Genomic DNA, 18,892 nt, shown 5'->3' on the forward strand with positions numbered 1-18,892 from the left:
TATGGAATTTTCTTCAAAATTACTTGAAAACGCTGTTAACGAAATGTCACAATTACCAGGAGTTGGTAAGCGAACAGCATTACGTTTAGTTTTACATCTTTTACGTCAGCCTAAAGAACATACTTTAAATTTTGCTAAAGCATTAAGTGATATGCGTACCGAAATCAAGTTTTGTCAAAGTTGTCATAATATAAGTGATACTGAAACGTGTGAAATTTGTGCTAACCCTAATCGTATTAATGATGTGGTTTGTGTTGTTGAAGATATTAGAGATGTTATGGCTATAGAGAATACCAGTTCGTTTAAAGGCTTATATCATGTTTTAGGTGGAAAGATCTCTCCAATGGATGGTATCGGACCAAATGAATTAAATATCCAGTCATTAGTTGAAAAGATAAAACAAGGAAAAATTAACGAATTAATTTTTGCTTTAGGCTCCACTATGGAAGGCGATACAACCAATTTTTATATCTATAAGCAAATTCAAGGTTTCGATGTAAAGACATCCACGATTGCTCGTGGGATTTCTGTAGGAAACGAATTAGAGTATACAGATGAGGTTACACTTGGTCGTAGTATTATTAACAGAATTCCCTTCGAGGTCTCTTTAAAATCTTAATTACTATTTGAAGCTATCTGTTGTCATATTAAACTATAATGTACGTTATTTTTTAGAGCTCTGTCTAAAAAGTGTAGAAGCGGCATTGGTGCATATTGATAGCGAAATCATTGTGGTTGATAATCAGTCCTCAGATGATAGTTGCGAGATGATAAAAAAGCGCTTTCCCAGAGTGACCCTTATTGAAAATCAATCAAATTATGGGTTTTCAAAAGGAAATAACATCGGTGTTGCCAAGGCTAAAGGAGATTATGTTTGTATTCTTAATCCAGACACTATAGTTGCCGAAGATACTTTCGAACGTTTACTTAATAAGTTTGATGACCAACTCAAACAAGGTATTTTAGGATGCAGACTCATAGATGGTAAAGGGCAGTTCTTACCAGAAAGTAAGCGTAATATTCCAACACCTTCTGTAGCTATTAAAAAGATGTTAGGTTGGTCAACATCCTATTATGCTTCACATGTCGATGAAAAAGAATCGGCTAAAGTTTCTGTATTTGTAGGTGCTTTTATGTTAATGCGCAAAGTAGTTTATTCTAATGTTAATGGTTTTGATGAGGACTATTTTATGTATGGAGAGGATATTGATTTGTCTTATAAAGTACAGAAAGCAGGATATTTTAATAGCTATCACGGAGACGTTGCAATAGTCCATTTTAAAGGTGAAAGCACACTTAAAGATAAGGTCTATGCTAAACGGTTTTATGGAGCCATGCAAATATTTTATAATAAGCACTTTAAGTCAAATCTATTTTTTGATACCTTGGTGTGGTTCGGAATTAAGTTAAGTCCGTTATTTGGTCGTACCACCAAAGCAAGGAAAGCCAAGTTAGATCAGACAATATTAGTGTCTTCGGAAATGAATACAGATCTGGATACTGTTTTAAAATCCGATTTAAAAGTACAGCCTCATTTCTCATTATATGAAGAGAAAACAGAATATATATTAGACAATAACCTCCTGAGTTTTAAGGATATCATAGATATCTTGTCTAATGCTCCTAAAAATTGTACGACCACGTTTAAAATTCTACCAAAAAATTCTAACTTTATCATTGGAAGTGACCACTCTAAAAGTAGAGGCGAGGTGATAAACTTCTAGAGAATAATTATTTGAAATAATCTCAATAATTGTATTGATTTTTCATTAATTTTGCAATCAACAAACCAATTATTGACCTTAGATTACAGATATGGCAAAATTTGAACTTAAGCTTCCAAAAATGGGAGAGAGTGTTGCAGAGGCAACAATAACATCTTGGTTGAAAGACGTAGGTGACACTATTGAAGCAGATGAAGCTGTTTTCGAAATTGCAACAGATAAAGTTGATAGTGAAGTGCCTAGTGAAGTAGATGGTGTTTTGGTAGAAAAATTATTTGACGTTGATGCTGTTGTGCAAGTAGGGCAAACCATTGCCGTAATAGAAACTGAAGCTGATGTTGCTAGCTCTTCAGAAGCGACACAAACCGAGCCAGTAAAACAAGAAGTTGCCGAACCTGCAGCTGTTGCAGAGGTTTCACAAGCGGTTACTGCCGCTCAAGAGGCTGTGGCTCCCATTGTTAGTACGGGCGATCGTTTTTATTCACCTTTGGTACGAAATATAGCTAAGCAAGAGGGGATTTCTCAAACCGAATTAGATACTATTGCTGGTTCTGGTAAGGATGGACGTGTGACTAAAAATGACATTCTTTCTTATGTAGATAATAGAAGTTCTCAACCAGCTCCTGCTAAGGTAGCCACTCAAGAGGTTTCAAAACCTGTGGCAGCACAGGCTAACGGTGTAGCTAAAAAAGCGGCTCCTGCGCCAATTGTTGCAAGCGGTGATGACGAAATTATAGAAATGACCAGAATGGGTAAACTTATTGCACATCATATGGTTGAGTCTGTACAAACATCGGCACATGTTCAAAGTTTTATAGAGGCCGATGTCACTAAAATCTGGAACTGGCGTAATAAAGTTAAGAACGAATTTAAACAAAGAGAGGGAGAGAACTTAACGTTTACACCAATCTTTATGGAGGCCGTAGCAAAAGCACTACGAGATTTTCCAATGATGAATATTTCGGTTCAAGGTGATTCAATAATCAAGAAAAAACATATTAATTTGGGGATGGCAGCAGCCTTACCAGATGGAAATCTTATTGTGCCAGTTATTAAAGACGCAGACCAATTAAACTTGGTTGGAATGACCAAAAAAGTAAATGATTTGGCTAGTCGTGCAAGAGAGAATCAACTAAAACCAGATGATATTGCAGGAGGAACATATACAGTGACTAATGTTGGAACTTTTGGAAGTATTATGGGAACTCCAATTATTAATCAACCTCAAGTGGGTATATTGGCTTTAGGTGCTATTAGAAAAGTACCAGCTGTTGTAGAAACACCTGAAGGTGATTTCATAGGCATTCGTTACCGCATGTTTATGTCGCACTCTTATGATCATAGAGTTGTTAACGGTGCATTAGGTGGCCAATTTGTAAAAGCGGTTAAAGATTATTTAGAAGCTTGGGACCCAAATAGAGAGATTTAATTTTCCTATTTATAATAGGAACCTGAATATAAAAAGCACAATCTTAAGATTGTGCTTTTCTTTTTAAGGCATGTTATTTATTAGCTGTCAGGAAGTTCTTCGAACATTTTTCGTTTGCTGTCAAGCCAGACTTTCATAGCTTCAGGTGATTTCATTAGTTCTTGCATATCTTTCATTGCCTTTAAATGTGGTTCATCTTTCTCATGAAACATGTCCATGCCGTGTTTTTTACTTTGTTCGGCAATAGCTTCAAATGTATCGGCATGAAACTCTTTCTCACATGCACCTCCCAATTGTTTACAATTCATTGTTTTCATTTGCGTCTATTTTTTATCGGTTAAAAATTCATCTAATCTATTAAACACTGATCCCCATCCATTTTGAATGCCCATTTTTTCTTGCGCAATTTTATAGGCTTCTGTAGGATGTATTACATGGAAAGTGAACTCGGTTTTTTGTCCATTTTTTTTGAAAATCGATTGAATTTCAACGCCCTCGGTCATTGGTTTAAAATTGGCTAAAGAGCAAATCTTTTCTAGCTCGACAATTTCAGTATATATTCCTTCGGCCGTAAATTCGTTGCCATTTGGCATAGGCATAATATATTTCCATTTTCCGCCTACTGTAAATGAGTGTTCAATAATTTTTGTAGTCATTCCTTTAGGACTCCACCACTTAGCAATATGCTCGGGCGTGGTCCAAGCTTCCCACACAAGTTCTATAGGTGCATTAAATGTTCGCTGTATGGTTACGGTTTTGTTAGGATCATTCATTCTGTTTGTTTTTTGATTGTAATGTTGTTAAGTAATTTTCAAATGAGTCGATTTTATCTTCCCATAATCTTTTGTATTGTTCAATCCATAAAAAGGCAGGCAATAAATTTTGAGGCTGTATGAGACAAAAGCGCTCTCTGCCTTTTTGATTAATGTCAATAATCCCGCATTCACTAAGAATTTTTATATGCTTTGAAATAGCAGGCCTACTAATTTCAAATTGCTGTGCGACATCATTTACAGTTAATGACCCATTAGATACTAACTCAATAATATCTCTTCTTACTGGATCTGCAATGGCTTGAAAAACGTCTCTTCTCATATTTATATGTAATCGATTGGTTACAAATATAAGTGTAACTATTTGGTTACGCAAATTTTTTTAATAATATTCAATTTTCACTAAAAGGTTTAAGGTCAAAATATCTTCTTCCACTTATTCTATTTATCTTTACCCAAAAATTGATGACATGCAGTTAAACCTTAAAAAACCTATTTGTTTTTTCGATTTGGAAACAACTGGAATAAATATTACCAACGATCGTATCGTTGAAATTTCTATTCTGAAAGTTTATCCTGATGGAAAGGAGGAAACCTACACCCAACGTGTCAACCCAACTATTCCAATTCCTCCTCATGTCACTTTAGTACATGGGATTTCAGATGAAGATGTTGCAGATAAACCTGAGTTTAAGGATATCTCAAAAATTGTACACAATATGATAAAGGATTCCGATTTGGGAGGTTTTAATTCTAACCGATTTGATATTCCATTATTGGCTGAAGAGATGTTGCGTGCCGATGTGGATTTTGATATGAAAAACACACAGTCGATTGACGTACAAACCATTTTTCATAAGATGGAAAAGCGAACATTGAGCGCAGCTTATAAGTTCTATTGTGGCAAAGATTTAGAAGATGCACATTCTGCTGAAGCTGACACTTTAGCCACTTATGAAGTTTTAAAAGGACAGTTAGATCGCTACGATGAACTCAAAAATGATACAAGTTTTCTTGCCGAATTTAGTTCGAGAAAGAAATTTGCAGATTTTGCAGGATTTATTGCTTTTGACAAAGACGGACAAGAATGCTTTTCTTTTGGAAAACATAAAGGAAAACGCGTAACAGACGTTTTAGAAACCGAACCAGGATATTTTGGATGGCTTCTTAATGCCGATTTCCCATTATATACTAAAAAGGTACTTACTGCAATAAAACTTAGAGGGTTTAATAATAAATTATTTTAAAGGATTCTAATGAAACTCATTTGTATAGGTCGAAATTATACCGAACATATTAAAGAATTAGAAAACGAAAGACCTACAGATCCTGTGATCTTTTTAAAGCCAGATACGTCTATCTTATTAAAGAAGCAACCCTTTTTTATTCCAGATTTTTCGAATGATATTCATCACGAAGTCGAAATTTTAGTTAAGATTAATAAAGTAGGGAAGCACATTGCCAAAAAATTTGCTCATAAATATTATGATCAAATCGGACTAGGTATTGACTTTACAGCTCGAGATTTGCAAACACAATTGAAATCAAAAGGATTGCCTTGGGAAAAAGCTAAAGGCTTTGATGGAGCGGCTGTCATTGGTAACTGGTTGCCAAAGTCAGATTTTGAAAGTGTTGACAATATTAATTTTAGCTTGTATAAAAACGATGCTATCGTACAGGAAGGAAATACCAGTTTGATGCTTTGGAAAATTGATGAAATCATAGAATATGTCTCTAAATATTTTACTTTAAAGATTGGAGATATTATATTTACAGGAACGCCAGCAGGAGTTGGCAAAGTTCTTGCTAACGATAAATTAAAGGGATATATAGAAGACAAGCAATTGTTTTCAATTACAGTAAAATAAATGGAACAACATTACAAATTAGATAGAGTACGTGAATTGGCAGATAATGATGCCGATTTTATCAAATCATTAGCCGAAGCATTTTTAGATGAAGTACCTGAAGATGCCGAAAGGCTAAAAAAAGCAGTCTCAGAACAGGATTTTTTCAATACCTATCAGGCTGCTCATAAAATGAAACCAACAATAGATTTATTCGAACTAGGCGTACTTCAAGATCTTATTGTTGTGCAAGATTGGGGGAAATTTGAAAGAGTAGGAGAAGATTGCTCAACAGAATTACAGCATGTATTAACTGCAGTAGAAAATGCTACAGCAGAACTCAAACAAGACTTCAGTTTGTAATGCAGGCAGAAATTATTACCATTGGTGATGAAATTCTCATTGGTCAAATTGTAGATTCAAATTCGGCATTCATAGCAAAACAACTAAACGCCATTGGCGTTTCGGTTTATCAAATTACTTCCGTACAAGATGACCGAACCCATATATTAAAGTCGCTTGCCGAAGCCGAAGCAAATGCCGATATTGTTATTATTACTGGAGGATTAGGACCGACAAAAGATGACATCACGAAAAAAACGTTAGCCGATTATTTCAATGATACCTTGGTTGAAGACCTTTCTGTTAGAAAGAACATAGAACAAATTTGGGAAATTTATGTAAAGAAGCCTATTATGCAGGTCAATTTGGATCAAGCTCTTGTGCCTTCCAAAGCAGACGTATTAATGAATAGGTATGGCAGTGCGCCAGGAATGTGGTTAGAACACAATGATACAGTTTTTATATCATTACCAGGTGTGCCCTATGAGATGGAAGCCTTAATAAAAGATGAAGTTATCCCCAAATTAAGAACACGATTTCAATTCCCATATATTCAGCATAAAACTTTTTTAACCTACGGAATGGGCGAAAGCGCGTTGGCCAAACGCATTGAAACTTTTGAAAATGAATTGCCAGAGTTTATTAAACTGGCTTATTTACCAAGTTTGGGTCGTGTAAGATTGCGTTTATCGGCTAAGGGAGTTGAAAAAAGAACCATTGAAACAGAAATGGAAAATCAAATAGCAACACTATTGCCTCAAATTAAAGACATTTTTGTTGGGTTTGAAGAAGATTTATCTATAGAAGCTGTTATTGGTAAACAGCTCACGACAATAGAAAAAACTGTAGCGACTGCCGAGAGTTGTACAGGAGGATTAATTGCTGAACGTTTTACAGCAAATCCAGGCGCATCAAAATATTTTAAAGGAAGTATAGTAAGTTACACCAAAGAAGTTAAAGTTAATTTGCTCAAGGTTCCAGAACATATTATAGATGAGTTTTCTGTAGTAAGCGCTCAAGTTGCCGAAACAATGGCGATGAATGTTCGAGAGCAGTTGCAAACAGATTTTGCTGTGGCAACAACGGGTAACGCTGGTCCTACGAAAGATGATACAGCTGAAGATCTAGGGATTGTATATATCGCAATTGCAACAAAAGAGGCCGTATATTCCGAAAAATTTAGCTTCGGAAATCATCGTATAAAAGTCATAAATAAAGCGGCAAATAAGGCTTTTGAAATGCTACAAAAAGAAATTTTAAAAAAGTAGTAGTTTTAGTTTGTTGATATTACAAAGTTTTACTAAATTTGCACCCTGTTTTAAAGAAACATAATTAAAGTTAGAAAGAAATGTCAAGAGTTTGTGAACTTACAGGAAAGAAAGCGATGGTTGGGAACAACGTATCTCACGCGATGAATAAAACGAAGCGTAAATTTAACGCTAACTTAATCAAAAAACGTTTTTATATTCCTGAGGAAGATAAGTGGGTAACTTTAAAGGTATCAACTTCAGCATTAAAAACTATCAATAAAGTAGGTATTTCTGCTGCAATCAAAGAAGCTAAATCCAAAGGATTTTTAAAATAATAGCATAACGCGTTAAAGACACGTACAATGGCAAAAAAAGGAAATAGAATACAGGTTATATTAGAATGTACAGAGCATAAAGAATCTGGAAAGCCAGGAACTTCTCGTTACATTACTACAAAAAATAAAAAGAATACGCCAGATAGAATGGAGATTAAGAAATTTAATCCAATTCTTAAGCGTATGACAGTTCACAAAGAAATTAAATAATAAGAGATTTTCGTAAGAAAACTCAATTAATACATAAATTAGAGTTATCTCTCAAAATATATAGAGTCATGGCAAAGAAAGCAGTAGCATCATTACAAACAGGATCTAAAAGACTTACAAAAGCAATTAAAATGGTAAAATCACCAAAAACAGGTGCTTACATGTTTGTTGAGTCAGTAATGGCACCTGAGTTTGTCAATGATTTTTTAAAGAAAAAATAATTTAAACATATCATGTTTAATGATGAACTGCTTTCATATTTGAAAGCAGTTTTTTTATGTCTATATTTGATCAGTTTTCTGCCAAAATAGCAGTAAAAATTTTCGGCGTGACATTTGACTAGAACTTATAAATAAGTATAACGAATGAGTTTTTTTAAAAAAATATTTTCTTCGGAAAAAAAAGAAACCCTAGATAAAGGGTTAGAGAAATCGAAAACATCGTTTTTCTCGAAACTAAATAAAGCGGTTGCTGGTAAATCTAAAGTAGATGATGACGTATTAGATAATCTAGAGGAGGTATTAGTAACAAGTGACGTTGGGGTGAACACAACCCTCAAAGTTATCGAACGCATAGAAGATCGCGTTGCTAAAGATAAGTATTTAGGAACATCAGAATTAAATAAAATCTTACGTGAAGAAATAGCAGGACTGCTATCTGAAACTAATTCTGGTGAAGACACAGATTATACCATTCCGGAACTTCCTAGACAAGAAGATGGCTCTAAAACACCTTATGTTCTAATGGTGGTAGGAGTAAATGGAGTAGGGAAAACAACAACAATTGGTAAATTGGCTTATCAATTTAAAAAGAAAGGACTAAATGTTGTTTTAGGAGCAGCAGATACCTTTAGAGCAGCTGCGATTGATCAACTTCAGGTATGGGCAGATCGCGTAGACGTACCAATGGTACGACAAGAAATGGGCAGTGATCCTGCAAGTGTAGCCTTTGATGCTTTGCAATCTGGAGTTAACCAGAATGCCGACGTGATTATAATTGATACAGCCGGACGCTTGCATAATAAAGTAAACTTAATGAACGAGCTGAGTAAAGTGAAACGTGTAATGCAAAAGGTAGTAGGAGATGCGCCTCATGATGTGTTATTAGTTTTAGATGGTTCTACAGGTCAAAATGCATTCGAGCAAGCCAAACAGTTTACGGCGGCAACTGAAGTGACTACATTGGCTGTTACGAAGCTAGATGGAACTGCTAAAGGCGGTGTTGTTATTGGTATTAGTGATCAGTTTCAAATTCCAGTTAAATATATAGGCGTTGGAGAAGGTATTGAGGATTTACAAGTTTTTAATAAGTATGAGTTTGTAGATAGTTTTTTCAAGTAAAAAGCTAATGCATGAAAAGCGAAAAAGTTTTGAGAATGTTGTTGATTGCGACATTTGCTCTGGCCCTTATTCATGTTCTGTATTATTTACAAAATGTAGCGTACACTTAAGTTATAGGAGTTAAAAAGCAACAGCTATAACCCTTCTGTTGTTCGTAAATTATTTATCTATTCCGTTTTGTTTATCTTTAAAGGAGGTTATATTTATGAATTCATAAATAGTTTTAATCCTTATGCATAGTATTTATTTCGATTTTTATATTAATGCACCAAAGCAAAAAGTCTTTGAATCGTTTGCATTACCTGAACATTTAGATCGTTGGTGGACGCTTAAATCGTCTGGACAACCAGAACTAGGAGCAACTTATAATCTTAACTTCACAGATGATTATAATTGGTTTGCTGAAGTGTCAAAAGTTGAAACTAATAATCATTTTTATTTAAAATTAACTAAGGCCGATGCCGACTGGAATCCAACAACCTTTGGGATTACTTTAGAAACGCATGACAATAAGACCTTGTTTAAGTTTTCTCATATCAATTGGCCAGAGAATAATCATGAATTTAGAAATTCTTCATTTTGCTGGTCTCAACTACTACAAGGTTTAAAAAATTATATCGAAAAAGGAACTATTATTTCATTTGAAGAACGCAGCTGATTTTTCCGTATTTTTATTAAAAATACAAACCATGCGATATATACTTCTTTTCTGCCTCCTTTTTATAACCTACAACTGCAAACCTTCCGAAGAAAAAAAAGACAGCTCTCCTGATGTTGAAACGATCGAAACAGACGAAGACGCTAATGATCTTAGCGCGATTTCAACCAAAGATTTTAGAGAATTCAAAGTTTTAGATTCAAAATACATCAATAATGCAGAATTATGGGATGTAATCGATGAAGACTTAAAAGATTTTACTGAAGATGATTACTTTACATTGAAACCCTTTGTTATTGATCAGGATATTCCTGCGCTTCAAAAGTATATCTCAGAAGGACAACTTAGCTATGAACTATTAACTAAATTCTATCTATATCGTATTCGAAAATTTGATAGAGAAAATGATCTATCATTAAATGCTGTAATTGCTATTAACGCTAATGTTGTTACCCAAGCAAAAGCTATAGATGAAGCATTTCAACAAAACAAAAGGCAAGACAGACATCCAATTTATGGAATGCCTATTCTTTTAAAAGATAATATTAATACAGCCGAGATGCCTACAACGGCAGGTGCAGTAGCCTTAAAAGATAATACTACGGAAGATGCGTTTATTGTTAAACAATTGAAATCGAAGGGAGCACTAATTCTTGGAAAGGCCAATTTAAGCGAATGGGCTTACTTCTTTTGTGGAGATTGTCCAAGTGGTTATAGTGCTGTTGGAGGGCAAACTTTAAATCCGTATGGTAGAAGAATCATGGATACAGGAGGCTCCAGTTCTGGAAGTGGTGTTGCTGTGGCAGCTAATTTTTGTGTTGCAGCTATTGGAAGTGAAACATCGGGTTCTATTCTATCACCTGCGAGCCAAAATTCTATAGTAGGACTGAAACCAACTATTGGTTTGGTGAGTAGAGGAGGTATCGTACCAATTTCATCAACATTAGATACGGCTGGACCAATGACCAAAAATGTTATAGACAATGCCATTCTATTAGATGCAATTTTTGGAGAAGATAAATCAGATTCAAAGTCTATTTATGCCTTGTGGGAACCTGGATTTTATTGGAAAGATGCTTGGAAAGAATTTGAAGTTAAAGGGAAACGCTTTGGCGCCTTTAAAGGTCTAATGGAGGATGAGCTTTATGCTAAGGCGGTTGAAGTGTTAAAGGAACAAGGTGCAGAAATTGTTGAAATTAAAGCCCTTGATATTAATCTTCCAGGATTTTTGAGATTACTTAATCTCGATATGAAAACAGATTTAGTAAGCTATCTTAAAGACTACGGAAATCCTTATTTAGAGTATACATCAATCGAAGATATTATGGATTTTAATCGTAAGGATAGTCTTAGTGTTATGCCTTATGGACAACGATTATTTCAAGGTGTTTCTGACGATGCTGCAACTGATGAAGAATTTAAAGAAATAAAAGCGGTTTTAAAAGCAAATGGAAAACGCTTTTTCGATGAACCAATGAAAACTCACAACTTAGATGGTATATTATCTATAAATAATTATCATGCAGGTTATGCGGCAGTAGCAGAATATCCTGCCCTAACTGTACCTATGGGGTATAATGAAGAAGGTGAGCCAGAGGGATTAACATTTATTAGCTCTCGCCTTCGTGAAAAACAACTACTAGAATGGGCTTATGTGTATGAACAAGCATCTAAAATGCGAGTTGCGCCTAAAAATTACAATTAGACCAATTTTAGATGTATCTTTGCAGCCTGAAATTTGACTATGAGAACTAAATCACTTAAGAAAAACAAAATCAACGTCGTAACCCTAGGTTGCAGTAAGAATGTATACGATAGCGAAGTATTGATGGGGCAACTTAAAGCCAATGGAAAAGATGTCGTTCATGAAGAAGAAGGAAACGTCGTTGTAATTAATACATGTGGTTTTATTAATAATGCAAAAGAAGAGAGCGTTAACACCATTTTGGAGTTTATGCAAAAGAAAGAGGCAGGTGATGTAGATAAAGTATTTGTGACAGGTTGTTTGAGTGAACGTTATAAACCAGATCTTCAAAAAGAAATCCCGAATGTGGACCAATATTTTGGGACAACAGAATTACCTCAATTATTAAAAGCTTTAGGAGCCGATTATAAACACGAACTAATAGGAGAGCGTTTAACAACGACACCTAAAAATTACGCTTATTTAAAAATTGCAGAAGGTTGTGATAGACCTTGCAGTTTTTGTGCTATTCCTTTAATGCGTGGAAAACATAAAAGTACACCAATAGAAGAATTAGTTATCGAAGCCGAAAAGTTGGCGGCCAATGGTGTTAAAGAACTTATTTTGATAGCTCAAGATTTGACATATTATGGCTTGGATCTATATAAAAAAAGAAACCTTGCCGAACTATTGGAGCACTTAGTCAAAGTAGATGGGATTGATTGGATTCGCTTGCATTATGCATTCCCAACTGGGTTTCCTATGGATGTATTAGACATTATGAATCGGGAGCCAAAAATATGTAACTATCTCGATATTCCGTTACAGCATATTTCAGATGCTATTCTGAAAAGTATGCGTCGTGGAACAACCAAAGAAAAAACAACTAAACTACTCAATGAATTTAGAGTTAAAGTGCCAGAAATGACGATTAGAACCACCCTTATTGTTGGTTATCCTGGTGAAACAGAAGAGGATTTTCAGACACTTAAGCAATGGGTTAAGGACATGCGTTTTGAACGCTTAGGATGCTTTACTTATTCTCATGAAGAAAATACTCATGCTTATAATTTAGAAGATGATGTTCCTGAAGATGTTAAAATTGATAGAGCAAATCAAATTATGGAAATTCAGTCTCAGATTTCATGGGAATTGAACCAAGCGAAAATCGGACAAGAGTTTAAAGTAGTAATCGATAGAAAAGAAGGAAATTACTTCGTGGGACGTACAGAGTATGATTCTCCAGATGTAGATAATGAGGTTTTAATTGATGCAACATCAACCTATTTAAAAACAGGAGAGTTTACAACAATTAAAGTAATTGAAGCCGAAGATTTTGATTTGTATGCAGAGGTTGTTAACTAGAAGCTGTTTTTTTAGTTTTAAGATGTTATTGGTATTCTTTTTCTAGTAAATAAAAATGCTCATTTAAAATTAAATCGTGTTTCAGTTGTACAGAATTATTATAAGTTTTAGATAAACTGAAATAATCCTGATGATCTATAAGCTCATAATTCTTTATGCTTTTATAAAAGTCATCTTCAATAGTTTGGTATTCATTTTTGCCTGTGTTTATTATCTGTTTATCGAAAAATTTCAACAATCTTTTATAGGCCATTGTAGATTTAAGCTCACCCCTAAAAGAACCACTTCCAATAAAATCTCCAGAAGTTTGAATCGCATCAAAGAAGTTAAATAACCTATTGGTAGAGGGTCTGTCTAAAAAAAACAAAACACCTTCGAGAAGAATAAAACATTTACGACCATCTTTGATAGTTTCTATTTGCGTTTTTAAATCATCTTCATAATGGTCACTAAAATCTACACCAATAGAGTAGATTTGACGTTTAGGAAGTACGTTTTTATTTTGCCAATCGTTTATTTTTTTTGTTTTAAACCGTATGACTTCGTGTTTGTCAATTTCTATGTTGACGAGATTCTCATTCAAAAGAAAAGGGTACATGCTAAAACCGCTTCCAAAATTAATGAGTACTTCAATATGATGTGTTTCTATTAATGTTTTGAGTGTGTCAAGAAAATATCTATTCCTTAAGCAGTGGGTTAGTGGTTCTTCAGTAGACACATCATTAAGATAGTTCTTTATCCATTTTTCGGTTTTCGGATTGTTCCATAGTTTAGCGAAGCGATCTTGACTCAATTGTTCATTGGATGATCGAAACATTGATGTTACAAATGCAGTTTCGTGTATTGCTATGGATTTGTTTTTTTTCATTAGCATTTAGTTAACTCATATCATTACTCCGCTTTTATGTAGGCCTCTTTCATCCAGTCAATAAGTTCTTGATCTACATCATTCTCAGAAGTGATTTGTACACGATGAGTGCACATCGTACCAAACGGTCCAGAGTTCCCCAAACGATCTGTAGTTGGCTTGTCTGGAAGTTTTAATCCTAAATCTATACGTGTCTTTGTTGCTGGTTTTATGAGTACGAATTGACGTTTTCTAATAACACTAACACTTGTTTTTTTAGGTGTAACAGTGACATCATTTCCAAAATCTTTTACCGCTGTTAGTAATTTTTCGTAGATCGGAAATAAAACCTCTTTGCCTTTGTATTGACTGCTCACTAAATCATCAGCTGTGTGCTGTTCTTCTTTAGATAGTGTGACTATGGTATTGGCAAAACCGTGAGTAACGCCATGTTCTTTTTTTAGAAAGTTGACACCTTCAGAATGCTTCGCAAAGGCTTTACTTCTTAATATCGATTTCCATTCTTCTAGTGATTTGCCAGTTTTCTCAGGCATGTTATTAATCATGGTTTCTAGTGCTTTGTCCATAGCGTAATTGAGTATTGAAGTTTATTGCTTTTAAAGATAAAGGAAGTTTATAATATTTCAGAAAAACCAACAAAAAAAAGAGCAAGCATTTGGAGAACTTACTCTTTTAAACAAACTAATGGGATTTGGCCAATCCCATCATTAGATTTTTTATAATGAATTGGTTGTCATTGGTTTTTGTAGCGACTTGCTACTGGCGAAACGACAAGTCTAACCAGAGCAAGGCACCACAAAACTGGTTGTCAAGTTAATGACACTGTAAACTTACAATCCGTACACATTGATTTAAAATTTAAGGGGTGGACAAAGAGTGGACATGAGCTTTTTTGCTTTTTTTTAGTGATTTGCTGTCCTACCTTAGATGAAATTAAACATGTTAATTATGTCACATCAAAACTGGATTGTTACAAGTTTAATGCTCATCTTTTCATTGGGATCTGCTCAAACTTTAAAACGAGAATCGCTAGGAATTCAAGGGTCATCTCATGTTGTCTATGCTAATGCTAAAAGCTATTATATTCAAGAGAGTATTGGTCAACAAAGTGTTATACGAACCTACGACGCTAGCAACTATAGCTTACGTCAAGGGTTTTTGCAGCCCGTAAACGTGTCTTTGATTTCAGAAAACTTAGATGGTAGTCTATTGGGATTTACCTATCCGAATCCTTTCGTAAATCAAATTAGTATAGAGTTTCAAGAACCGGTTTTCGATCGTGTTAATGTAACCATGCATGATATCTTAGGGCGACTAGTTTATAACGAAATTTTTAATCCAGTTCAGACCTTAGTTTTAAATTTTGGAGATTTAAGTTCTGGTCAATATCTATTACGAATACAAATGCGTACCGAGTTATTTGTGGCTAAACTGATTAGGAAATAAGGGTATGAAACGTATTGTTTTTTTATTAGTAATAGCGAATTCATTCTTAGGTTATACGCAGCAACTCTATCTAGAATTGGGTAAGACCATTTCAGCATTTGATTATAAAAACTCTTTAGGATTGGGATTAGAAAACTTGCAATCTAAATCCAATACATATTTGAAAATGGGGTATCGAGATGTGATTAATAATGAAGAGACATTCTTTTTTTCAATTGGTGCGACATACAATGGATATGGCGCCATTGGAAGTGATAGAACCCTTGATAATTTCTTTGAATGGGATGTTACCTATATAGGTTTGGAAGCAGGTCTCGATTTTAGATTATTTAGAGTTCGGGATTTTTCCTTTTTTCTGAAAGGAAACGTTTCAGCAGAATTTTTAATACAGGGCAATCAAACGGTTAATAATCAGGTATTCAATCTTGTAGGAGAGGAAGAATTTAATAATCATATTTTTTTCTTAAGAGGCGGATTAATGATGACCTATCCAATTTCAAGAAACACCCTTATTACAGCAAATTATTCCATTGGAAAAACGGCATTATTAGACCAAGGTAATGCTATAGATAAAGAAGAATTAAAACTCACGGCACATCAATTTGGATTTGGTATTATCATAAGTCTGCCTAATTGTAACTGCTCATTTTAAATTAAAACGTCATGAAGAAGACCACACTATTATTAATGTTAATGTTACACGTTATTGTATTTGCGCAAACAGATGGAATCAATTATCAAGCGGTTATTATTGACAATAATCCTCAAGAGATTCCAGGAGTAGATATTCAAAGTAACAACTTGCCAAATGCCCCACTAGAGGTGCGCTTTACTATTTTAGATGACTCAAATTCAGTTATTTATCAGGAAACTCATCAAACGGAAACCGATCCTTTTGGAATGATTAACCTCATGATTGGCCAAGGTGCAGTTACATCACAAAGCCCAACACTATTTGGACAAATTTATTGGAATAACCCTAAGCAGTTAAAGGTTGAGATAGATCTTTTTGATGGCAATGGTCTGGTAGAGTTTAGTAATCAAAAACTAACGTATATTCCTTACGTTAGACATCGAGAAATTATTGCGACTTCAACATTAGATGTTGATGGAGCAACCAATTTAAATAATAGCTTGTCTGTTAATAATCAGAGTCCTACAGAGTTATCGGGAACTTTAACTGTTGATAATGACACTAACCTTAATAGTAATTTAACGGTTAACAATCAAAGCCCAACATATCTTACAGGAGATTTGACAGTTGATGGCTTGGTGAGTTTTGATGGCGAATTGGCAGTTGGAGGAGATACTAATTTATATTCAGATTTGACAGTATCTGGGAATACTTTGCTTGAGGGAAATTTAAATGTATTAGGGATCTCTAATTTTAGTGATGGCATTTTCGAAAATATTTCAGTAACACAGAACTCTGCCTTAAATGTCCTAGATGTTGATGGTGTAACAAATATTAATAACGCGTTTAATGTGAATAATGGAAACCTCGCTAGTTTATCTGGGAATTTAAGTGTTGATGGTGGTACTTCATTAAATAGTACGCTTGCGGTTACAGGGACTTCCACATTAAGTAATACGCTTACGGTGAATTCAAATAGTAACTTGAACGGACAAGTTATTGTTGATGCTAATATGGATGCAGTTGGAGGAGATTTGTTTTCGGCGGCTCATCCATTACGTGTAAAAGGAAGTAGACAAGGTATTTCAATTGAGTTAACTGGAATTTCTGGAGGAACGCCAAATAGTGGAAATAATTTCTTGTCGTTTACTAATGCCAACAATGTGAGATACGGTAGAATAGAAGGTCAAACTTCGGGAGAGTTATCAGGTAGTTTTATGTTTGTTTGGCATACAACAATGGTGGCTTTAGAAACGGCTTTTCAAGTGGCTATGGTTGCATTTGATGTTATTGGTGTAGACGATTTTGATGTAGCTGTCGTTGAAGGGTTTGAAATGGTGAATGTTATTGCAAATTGGACTGCAATTAACACCTATAATGCAGCCAATGTTGGAGTTTCCTTTTCATCGGGATTTGGTGATTATGCTGAATGGCTTGAAAAAAATGATTACTCAGAGGGTTTTAATTTTGGGGATATTGTTGGTGTAATTGGAGGTAAGATTACTAAGAATACCAAAGAGGCAGATCACTACATGGTGATTTCTCAAAATCCCATAGTGCTTGGTAATATGCAAGATGATGAACATCAGAAATATTATGAAAAAGTAGCATTTATGGGGCAAGTTCCCGTGAAGGTTATTGGTAAAGTTTCTATAGGCGATTATATCGTACCATCTGGACTAAATGATGGTATTGGAAAAGCCATTTCACCAAAGCAACTTAAACTTTCAGAATATGCTAAGGTTGTGGGAGTAGCATGGTCTGCTTCTGAAACGAATACGCTGTCAATGATAAACCTAGCTGTTGGTATAAATGCCAATAATACATCTCAAGTTTTAACTGCACAGCAAAATGAAATAAATAAGCTGAAAAAGGAAATCAATATGATTTTGTCTTATCTAAAAGAAAAAGACGAATCATTCCGAATTGAAGAATATAATAATTTAAGCGATACTCATAAAAATGAAGGTAATAAGGCACATAGTGACGTGGTTACAAATACAACAGTGCTACCTGTCGAAACTATAGCTACAACTAGAGAAACTAGTGAAGTAAGCAGCGTTGTTGGTTTCAATAATTCCAATATAAGTTTGTCAAACATCAATTATAAGAAAATAGTGAAAATGTTAGAGGAACATCCCGAAGTTCTGAGTGAAATTTTATCTGATGCCAGAGAACTTTTGAAAAAAAGAGGCGTCGATTATACCCGATATGAACAAACAAATAAATTGGTGACAGATGGAGCATATTTTTTGAATTACCTAAGAGAGATGGCGAAATAAAGAAGAAACGATACGTTCAAATGTGCTACGAATCAGGCTATATGACTAAATTTAATGAGTTTCTTAGTTAATAAAATCTTTTAAATTTTCGCATTTGGTATAGGATTACAAGGGCATAAATTAGTGGAATTAACAGTATTGTAGTTGTTAAAATTAGGGATAATGTTACACCAAACACAGATTCCATATGCCATTGGCCAACAGCTATATTAGAAAGCAAATAGACGAGAATGATAACTTGAAGAATTCCTAAAGGAATCAAGTTTAGCCATAAAAATAGTTGTTTTGCGGTATTCCATTTTTTTATAAATGGCTCAAGGTTATACGTTTCAGAAAGTACTATCATTGATTTACAAAACATAATTATTCCCCAAAGAATATAAAGATCTAAAAGATCTATTAGAACTCCAACGAATAGCGGAACATTGTATATAACAATGTCATAAAATGAAAACAGAATTTGAATTGCAGAGGCAACTAATGCATGTTTAATTGCTGCTTTAAATATGGGGGTTATCAACTTGAATTTTTGAGATTCCCGATACACCTTTAAAAACCATAGTAGCTCCAATGATATCATGAAGGATATCCAGTTTAAGCCCGAAACCGTTTGTGGTACTGGAAATATGAAAATCGATAATGATAATTATAACACCCCAAAAAATGAGATTAAGATGCTTAGGTAATTCTGACATGATAAATAGG

General features: G+C 34.4%; 24 protein-coding genes. 17 read left to right on the top strand and 7 right to left on the bottom strand.

Annotation, left to right across the window (positions count from 1 at the left end):
* Window position 1 precedes the first annotated feature (1 nt).
* The 3 genes from recR to Q0787_RS18695 all read left to right on the top strand — a co-directional run bounded on the left by recR (window position 2) and on the right by Q0787_RS18695 (window position 3,153).
* Window positions 2-619 (top strand): recombination mediator RecR, encoded by a 618-nt coding sequence (gene recR / locus Q0787_RS18685; RefSeq protein WP_298904791.1) that lies wholly within the window; start codon window positions 2-4, stop codon window positions 617-619.
* Window positions 620-626: 7 nt separating this feature from the next.
* Entirely contained in the window at window positions 627-1,724 is a 1,098-nt protein-coding gene (locus tag Q0787_RS18690) for a glycosyltransferase family 2 protein (RefSeq protein WP_298904798.1), read from the top strand.
* A 91-nt stretch (window positions 1,725-1,815) separates the two neighbouring features.
* Window positions 1,816-3,153 carry a dihydrolipoamide acetyltransferase family protein gene (locus tag Q0787_RS18695; RefSeq protein ID WP_298904801.1) on the top strand — a complete coding sequence of 446 codons (1,338 nt, stop codon included), beginning with the start codon at window positions 1,816-1,818 and terminating at the stop codon, window positions 3,151-3,153.
* Between the two features lie 80 nt (window positions 3,154-3,233).
* Here Q0787_RS18695 and Q0787_RS18700 read toward each other — a convergent pair whose 3' ends face one another.
* From Q0787_RS18700 to Q0787_RS18710, 3 genes are read right to left on the bottom strand one after another with little or no spacing between them, the layout of a single operon-like run.
* Window positions 3,234-3,470 carry a DUF1059 domain-containing protein gene (locus Q0787_RS18700; protein WP_298904804.1) on the bottom strand — a complete coding sequence of 79 codons (237 nt, stop codon included), beginning with the start codon at window positions 3,468-3,470 and terminating at the stop codon, window positions 3,234-3,236.
* Between the two features lie 6 nt (window positions 3,471-3,476).
* The gene (locus tag Q0787_RS18705) at window positions 3,477-3,926 is read right to left on the bottom strand and encodes an SRPBCC domain-containing protein (protein ID WP_298904806.1); all 450 of its coding nucleotides are present in this window, start codon (window positions 3,924-3,926) and stop codon (window positions 3,477-3,479) included.
* On the bottom strand, window positions 3,919-4,248 hold the full coding sequence (locus Q0787_RS18710; protein ID WP_298904808.1) for a helix-turn-helix transcriptional regulator: 330 nt from the start codon (window positions 4,246-4,248) through the stop codon (window positions 3,919-3,921). Before Q0787_RS18710 ends, Q0787_RS18705 begins: the two co-directional genes overlap by 8 nt.
* Window positions 4,249-4,396: 148 nt before the next feature.
* Between Q0787_RS18710 and Q0787_RS18715 the strand changes: the two genes are divergently transcribed.
* The 11 genes from Q0787_RS18715 to rimO all read left to right on the top strand — a co-directional run bounded on the left by Q0787_RS18715 (window position 4,397) and on the right by rimO (window position 12,957).
* Window positions 4,397-5,173: a 3'-5' exonuclease gene (locus Q0787_RS18715; protein ID WP_298904810.1), complete on the top strand. Its 777-nt coding sequence runs from the start codon at window positions 4,397-4,399 to the stop codon at window positions 5,171-5,173.
* A 9-nt stretch (window positions 5,174-5,182) separates the two neighbouring features.
* Window positions 5,183-5,794: a fumarylacetoacetate hydrolase family protein gene (locus Q0787_RS18720; protein WP_298904813.1), complete on the top strand. Its 612-nt coding sequence runs from the start codon at window positions 5,183-5,185 to the stop codon at window positions 5,792-5,794.
* Window positions 5,795-6,136, top strand: a complete 342-nt coding sequence (locus Q0787_RS18725; RefSeq protein ID WP_298904816.1) for an Hpt domain-containing protein — start codon at window positions 5,795-5,797, stop codon at window positions 6,134-6,136.
* On the top strand, window positions 6,136-7,383 hold the full coding sequence (locus Q0787_RS18730; protein ID WP_298904818.1) for a competence/damage-inducible protein A: 1,248 nt from the start codon (window positions 6,136-6,138) through the stop codon (window positions 7,381-7,383). Before Q0787_RS18725 ends, Q0787_RS18730 begins: the two co-directional genes overlap by 1 nt.
* Before the next feature lie 80 nt (window positions 7,384-7,463).
* Window positions 7,464-7,700 carry a 50S ribosomal protein L28 gene (gene rpmB, locus Q0787_RS18735; RefSeq protein ID WP_204346176.1) on the top strand — a complete coding sequence of 79 codons (237 nt, stop codon included), beginning with the start codon at window positions 7,464-7,466 and terminating at the stop codon, window positions 7,698-7,700.
* 27 nt (window positions 7,701-7,727) lie between these two features.
* Entirely contained in the window at window positions 7,728-7,910 is a 183-nt protein-coding gene (rpmG, locus tag Q0787_RS18740; RefSeq protein ID WP_072764828.1) for a 50S ribosomal protein L33, read from the top strand.
* A gap of 68 nt (window positions 7,911-7,978) precedes the next feature.
* Entirely contained in the window at window positions 7,979-8,131 is a 153-nt protein-coding gene (locus tag Q0787_RS18745) for a DUF4295 domain-containing protein (RefSeq protein WP_298904831.1), read from the top strand.
* Window positions 8,132-8,275: 144 nt separating this feature from the next.
* The gene (gene ftsY / locus Q0787_RS18750; protein WP_298904834.1) at window positions 8,276-9,250 is read left to right on the top strand and encodes a signal recognition particle-docking protein FtsY; all 975 of its coding nucleotides are present in this window, start codon (window positions 8,276-8,278) and stop codon (window positions 9,248-9,250) included.
* A gap of 232 nt (window positions 9,251-9,482) precedes the next feature.
* A complete protein-coding gene (locus Q0787_RS18755; RefSeq protein WP_298904837.1) occupies window positions 9,483-9,908 on the top strand; it encodes an SRPBCC domain-containing protein in 426 nt (141 codons plus the stop codon).
* Window positions 9,909-9,939: 31 nt separating this feature from the next.
* Complete coding sequence (locus Q0787_RS18760) at window positions 9,940-11,613, top strand: amidase family protein (RefSeq protein WP_298904839.1); 1,674 nt, start codon at window positions 9,940-9,942, stop codon at window positions 11,611-11,613.
* Between the two features lie 39 nt (window positions 11,614-11,652).
* Window positions 11,653-12,957 carry a 30S ribosomal protein S12 methylthiotransferase RimO gene (gene rimO / locus Q0787_RS18765; protein WP_298904843.1) on the top strand — a complete coding sequence of 435 codons (1,305 nt, stop codon included), beginning with the start codon at window positions 11,653-11,655 and terminating at the stop codon, window positions 12,955-12,957.
* A 25-nt stretch (window positions 12,958-12,982) separates the two neighbouring features.
* Here the strand turns inward: rimO and Q0787_RS18770 are convergent, their stop codons facing one another.
* Both Q0787_RS18770 and Q0787_RS18775 read right to left on the bottom strand, forming a co-directional pair.
* Window positions 12,983-13,825: a class I SAM-dependent methyltransferase gene (locus tag Q0787_RS18770; RefSeq protein ID WP_298904846.1), complete on the bottom strand. Its 843-nt coding sequence runs from the start codon at window positions 13,823-13,825 to the stop codon at window positions 12,983-12,985.
* A gap of 23 nt (window positions 13,826-13,848) precedes the next feature.
* Entirely contained in the window at window positions 13,849-14,391 is a 543-nt protein-coding gene (locus Q0787_RS18775; RefSeq protein ID WP_298904848.1) for a DUF4287 domain-containing protein, read from the bottom strand.
* A gap of 382 nt (window positions 14,392-14,773) precedes the next feature.
* On the opposite strand from Q0787_RS18775, the gene Q0787_RS18780 reads away from it, so the two are divergent.
* From Q0787_RS18780 to Q0787_RS18790, 3 genes are read left to right on the top strand one after another with little or no spacing between them, the layout of a single operon-like run.
* On the top strand, window positions 14,774-15,271 hold the full coding sequence (locus Q0787_RS18780) for a T9SS type A sorting domain-containing protein (protein WP_298904850.1): 498 nt from the start codon (window positions 14,774-14,776) through the stop codon (window positions 15,269-15,271).
* Between the two features lie 4 nt (window positions 15,272-15,275).
* Window positions 15,276-15,923 (top strand): hypothetical protein, encoded by a 648-nt coding sequence (locus Q0787_RS18785; RefSeq protein ID WP_298904852.1) that lies wholly within the window; start codon window positions 15,276-15,278, stop codon window positions 15,921-15,923.
* Between the two features lie 11 nt (window positions 15,924-15,934).
* Window positions 15,935-18,187 carry a hypothetical protein gene (locus Q0787_RS18790; protein WP_298904855.1) on the top strand — a complete coding sequence of 751 codons (2,253 nt, stop codon included), beginning with the start codon at window positions 15,935-15,937 and terminating at the stop codon, window positions 18,185-18,187.
* 67 nt (window positions 18,188-18,254) lie between these two features.
* On the opposite strand, the gene Q0787_RS18795 is transcribed toward Q0787_RS18790, so the two are convergent.
* Window positions 18,255-18,707, bottom strand: coding sequence for a hypothetical protein (locus Q0787_RS18795; RefSeq protein WP_298904858.1), 453 nt, complete (start codon window positions 18,705-18,707; stop codon window positions 18,255-18,257).
* On the bottom strand, window positions 18,688-18,882 hold the full coding sequence (locus tag Q0787_RS18800; RefSeq protein WP_298904861.1) for a hypothetical protein: 195 nt from the start codon (window positions 18,880-18,882) through the stop codon (window positions 18,688-18,690). The genes Q0787_RS18795 and Q0787_RS18800 overlap by 20 nt, the downstream gene beginning before the upstream one ends.
* Window positions 18,883-18,892 lie beyond the last annotated feature (10 nt).

The sequence above is a fragment of the uncultured Psychroserpens sp. genome (assembly GCF_947492715.1).
Lineage (GTDB): Bacteria > Bacteroidota > Bacteroidia > Flavobacteriales > Flavobacteriaceae > Psychroserpens.